At 67.1% G+C, this 3747-nt stretch carries 5 protein-coding genes; all 5 read right to left on the reverse strand.

What is annotated here, in order from left to right:
• Positions 1 to 523 precede the first annotated feature (523 nt).
• The gene (locus VGH54_RS29615) at positions 524 to 1576 is read right to left on the reverse strand and encodes a protein rep (RefSeq protein ID WP_331515749.1); all 1053 of its coding nucleotides are present in this window, start codon (positions 1574 to 1576) and stop codon (positions 524 to 526) included.
• 231 nt (positions 1577 to 1807) lie between these two features.
• Complete coding sequence (locus VGH54_RS29620; RefSeq protein ID WP_331515750.1) at positions 1808 to 2215, reverse strand: hypothetical protein; 408 nt, start codon at positions 2213 to 2215, stop codon at positions 1808 to 1810.
• A complete protein-coding gene (locus VGH54_RS29625; protein ID WP_331515751.1) occupies positions 2212 to 2538 on the reverse strand; it encodes a hypothetical protein in 327 nt (108 codons plus the stop codon). Before VGH54_RS29625 ends, VGH54_RS29620 begins: the two co-directional genes overlap by 4 nt.
• Positions 2535 to 2735, reverse strand: coding sequence for a hypothetical protein (locus tag VGH54_RS29630; RefSeq protein ID WP_331515752.1), 201 nt, complete (start codon positions 2733 to 2735; stop codon positions 2535 to 2537). The genes VGH54_RS29625 and VGH54_RS29630 overlap by 4 nt, the downstream gene beginning before the upstream one ends.
• 52 nt (positions 2736 to 2787) lie before the next feature.
• Entirely contained in the window at positions 2788 to 3444 is a 657-nt protein-coding gene (locus VGH54_RS29635; RefSeq protein WP_331515753.1) for a hypothetical protein, read from the reverse strand.
• Positions 3445 to 3747: the final 303 nt, after the last annotated feature.

Raw genomic sequence — 3747 nt, forward strand, 5'->3', positions numbered from 1 at the left:
CCGCATGGATGCGGGCGGCCGCGGTACCCCGCGGCCGCGTAGCCGGCGGCAGCCGGCCACGAGACGCGCACGCTGGCGCACCGACCGCTCGGAAAACGCTGAGAGAAGATCCTAACGGCGGCAGGGATGCCGCCGGTGCAAGCCCCCCGCTGAGGCAGGGATGCCGAAGCGGGGCGGGCGGGGCGGGAGAGTCCGCCCCCCGCAGCCCGGCGCGAGAGCCGGAGCAACTCGCCGGCTGCGGGGGGCGGCGAAGCCGCCCCGAGAGGCACGATGCCGGGGCCGCAGACGGCGGCGAGGCCCGCGCCCAGGCACACACCGGCCGAGGGGGCAGACTGACCCGCGGCAGGCAGCTACTACGCGGCCCAAAACTGCCGCCCGAGCATGGATGCGAGGACCTAAGCGGGGGGACGTGGGGACGCCGGCCAAACTTGGGCCAAGCCGCGTATCACGTCGACGCTCCCCTTCGAGTCGCGCCCCTCGCGCTCTTACTTTGCGCGCAAGAGGTCCCGGCGCGCAAGGCGGGTTAACTCGGGGCGGGTGGCCAGCCGTAGGCGATGGCGAGGAGGGGCCATTTGCGCGCGGCGCAGGTCATCAGGCGCAGGGCTTGTTCATCTCCCCGGCGCGCAAGGGAGGCGACGTCGTGCAGCGGCATCAGGGGAACCCACTCGCCTGGATCGTCGGGAGTTTCGTTGAGCTTGAAGCCACGCCACGTGCCGAAGGTCGTGGCGAGGCGGCGACCAGCCAACGCGGAGACGAGCTCATCGAATTTGTCGGGGTCGCGGTAGACCGAGTCGTGCGCGGGTTTCGTCACGTACTTGGTCACGTAGCGGCAGGTGCCGTCCGTGTCGCCTACGGCGCGGACGTCGACGACAGTGCTGTCGCCAGTCACAGAGTGCCACGCTCGTGCTAATTCGCGCTGGTCCCACCAGACGCCCTCGATGATCACGTGTAGGTGCGGGTGCCAAAGGCCGCTTTTCTCGCTGATTTTGGCTTCGAAGAAGGCGGCGCCGCCGCGGCAATGGGCAAGGAAGTCTTTGCGGCGGCGCAGGACGGCGAACGATCGGTAGAGTCGGTCAATTTGCGCAGAGAGAGGCGTGTCGCTGTGGCGCAGGGTGAACGTGTAGAAACGGCAATTGCGCACGCTGACGTGGTCCTGGAGAACGGCCATCATTTTGCCGGCGCGTTCCGTGGCGCAGGCGGGGCACCACCGGTCGTGGCAGCGGTTGCAGCGAATCCTAAGCTCGCCATCCTCGCGCCGAGCTTCGATCCAACTGCCCGAGCCGCAGTTGGCGAAAGAGTTGAGGCGCTTCGTCGAGGCGTGTAGGCGGTTGAGTGATTGCCACGCCTGCCAGCGCCGCCAGACGTGGGGGCCGTGGCGCGCGGCGCTTTCCTCGGGGAGGATCGGTTGGGCGTCAAACTCGGGCCGGCCGGCGCAAGGTCCGCGGAGATGAACTAAAGGGGCGGGCGGGGACTTTGTTTCTAGGGGATGAACGGAAGAAGACTCGGCCGGGGTACCGGCCGACCCCGCTTTTAAGGGGCTGCCGCAACGGGTGTGGGAGGATGATGCACCTAACACGCTTCGTAGCGTAGCGTTGCAGCCACAGCCCTGCAAGCCCCTTGCAGAAACAAGGACGCCCGGTCGGTGTGTTAGGCGTCCGGCCGGGCGTCAGTTGCGTTTAGCCACCAACCTTCAGGAGCGGGGTGAGAACCTGAGGCTGGCACGCGGCAATTTATCAGAGACTCTCTGAGGCGTCAAGGGCGGATCGAGGTTGCCTGCCGGACAACGCCCATGGCGGCGGGCCCGTTGTCAGTTGGGCAACGCGGATCCTGCTCTGGCGGGATCTGTTGTCGTCGAGGCAACGCAGCTGAGTGTGTCGAGGTTCACGACGCGGACGGGAGCTCGCTGCGGATTGCGGAGCAGCCATTGGCGGGCGGCCTGCTTCGTTCGCCAGCGGTACCAGGTGCGTTGTCGAGGCGACAACTCGCCGGCGGGCATGGTGTAGACCCCGGGCGTGGTCGTGAGGGCGTGCAGGGCGACTACGTCGTCCTCCTGGAGGACCAAGCACCCGAGGACGTAGGGGTGCGTGTAGGCCGAGCCTCTGCGTTGCCGTTGGGTCAACGCCGCGGCTGCGAAGTCGGCCGGGTTGGTGTAGTCCATCGGCCGGCCGTTGATCCGCCGGACATGCCGGCGGCGGGCGTCGATCTTCGTCGTCATGAGGTCGTCCCTGACTGCGGCACGCTGACCGAGGTCGAGAGCCAGTTGGGCTGGGCGGTGAGGCTCCAGGACTGCGGCGGGAAGGCTCCGTCGCCGAAGACCAGGTCGACGTGGGTTGGATCGACGGCCGTAGCGCTGTCGGGAGGCGTGCCGCCTCCCAGGAGGAAGGCGGTGTCCGGCGTGACAGTGACGACGGCTACGCTGAGGCTCCACGTCACGCGGTAGGTGTCACTGGCCACTTTCACGACGGACACGATCAGCGGCAACGCCGGTGGTGGTGGCAGGGCGGTGCCGCACGCTTGTCGGGCACGCCAGGCTTTCACGCTCGTTCCTTCCTGTGCTTGCGCGTCCGCTTCACTTGTTGGCCTGTCGAGTGGTCGGGGTTGACCCACTCAAATTCGATGTGGCTCACGCGGACCTGTACCCGCCTGGTGGCGGTGTCTACGTCGGTGACCTCCCGGCCGTCGAGGGTCGACGGGCCTGGCCAGGTGCGGCCTTGCTTGTCGGTGAAACTTTCCATGGCATTCTCCACAAAAGCGATACGTTTGTTCAGGACGATCGTCCGGTGGCCATCACGCGACGACTTGGCTGATGTAGAACGGGCCGGAGAGGAATCCTGTCTGGTACACCACCAGCGTCAGGAAGATCCGGTTGCCGCTGACTGGCACTCCAAACTTGGCCGTGTAAGCGGCTAGCACGTTGGCCGGTGATGCTGCCGCGGCCGCAGACACGAAGATGAGGCGCAGGTCATTGGCGAAGCTGCGGCCGGCGGACTTCTGAGGGGACGCGTACACGAACAGGCGAGCGCCGGTTGGCAGTGGCGTCGCGGTGTAAGCGATCGAGAACGCCACGGCCGTGAGAGTCAGCGTGACGGTGGCTAGAGCGGTTGGCGTCACGAGCGCCGGTGCGTCGGACACAGACGTGTTGCCCGCTGCATTGTTGGCTGCGTTCACGCTCACGAACGCCTGATTCGGCTGCAACGTGTACGTGCTGCCCAGGCTGTCCGTGCGGGTCATCATGAGGCCGAGCGACTTCCATCCGTCGCGTTGGGCGTCGGTGATGGCACGCCAGGCAGCGGATGCGGCGCTCAATGCCGCACGTACCACGCCTTGCCTGGCAGTGCGAGGGTTGGTGGGCGTGCGGCGGTTGCGCGTGTACTGGCCGAATCGGTTGTGGCTGGCCGTCGTGCCGGCCTGGGACCCGCTCGATGGAACGGTAAGGACCTTCATGGCAGTCTCCTGAAAAAAGGGTTGTGGGCGAGGCCACCACGAAAACGCCACCACGCCAGAAGCAAAAAGCGATGCAGGAGTATCGGCATCGTGTTGAAGAAAGTCCAGCCTGGCCGGGGAGGACCGCGGACGGGGGCGATGAACAGGATGTTCGGCGGGGGGCCGCATGGATGCGGGCGGCCGCGGTACCCCGCGGCCGCGTAGCCGGCGGCAGCCGGCCACGAGACGCGCACGCTGGCGCACCGACCGCTCGGAAAACGCTGAGAGAAGATCCTAACGGCGGCAGGGATGCCGCCGGTGCAA

This window comes from Mycobacterium sp. (assembly GCF_036488105.1).
GTDB lineage: Bacteria > Actinomycetota > Actinomycetes > Mycobacteriales > Mycobacteriaceae > Mycobacterium.

What these genes read in the sequence shown, in the direction of transcription:
- VGH54_RS29635 (WP_331515753.1), bottom strand. Translation starts at nt 3,444, where the DNA reads ATGAAGGTCCTTACCGTTCCATCGAGCGGGTCCCAGGCCGGCACGACG.
- VGH54_RS29630 (WP_331515752.1), bottom strand. Translation starts at nt 2,735, where the DNA reads ATGGAAAGTTTCACCGACAAGCAAGGCCGCACCTGGCCAGGCCCGTCG.
- VGH54_RS29620 (WP_331515750.1), bottom strand. Translation starts at nt 2,215, where the DNA reads ATGACGACGAAGATCGACGCCCGCCGCCGGCATGTCCGGCGGATCAAC.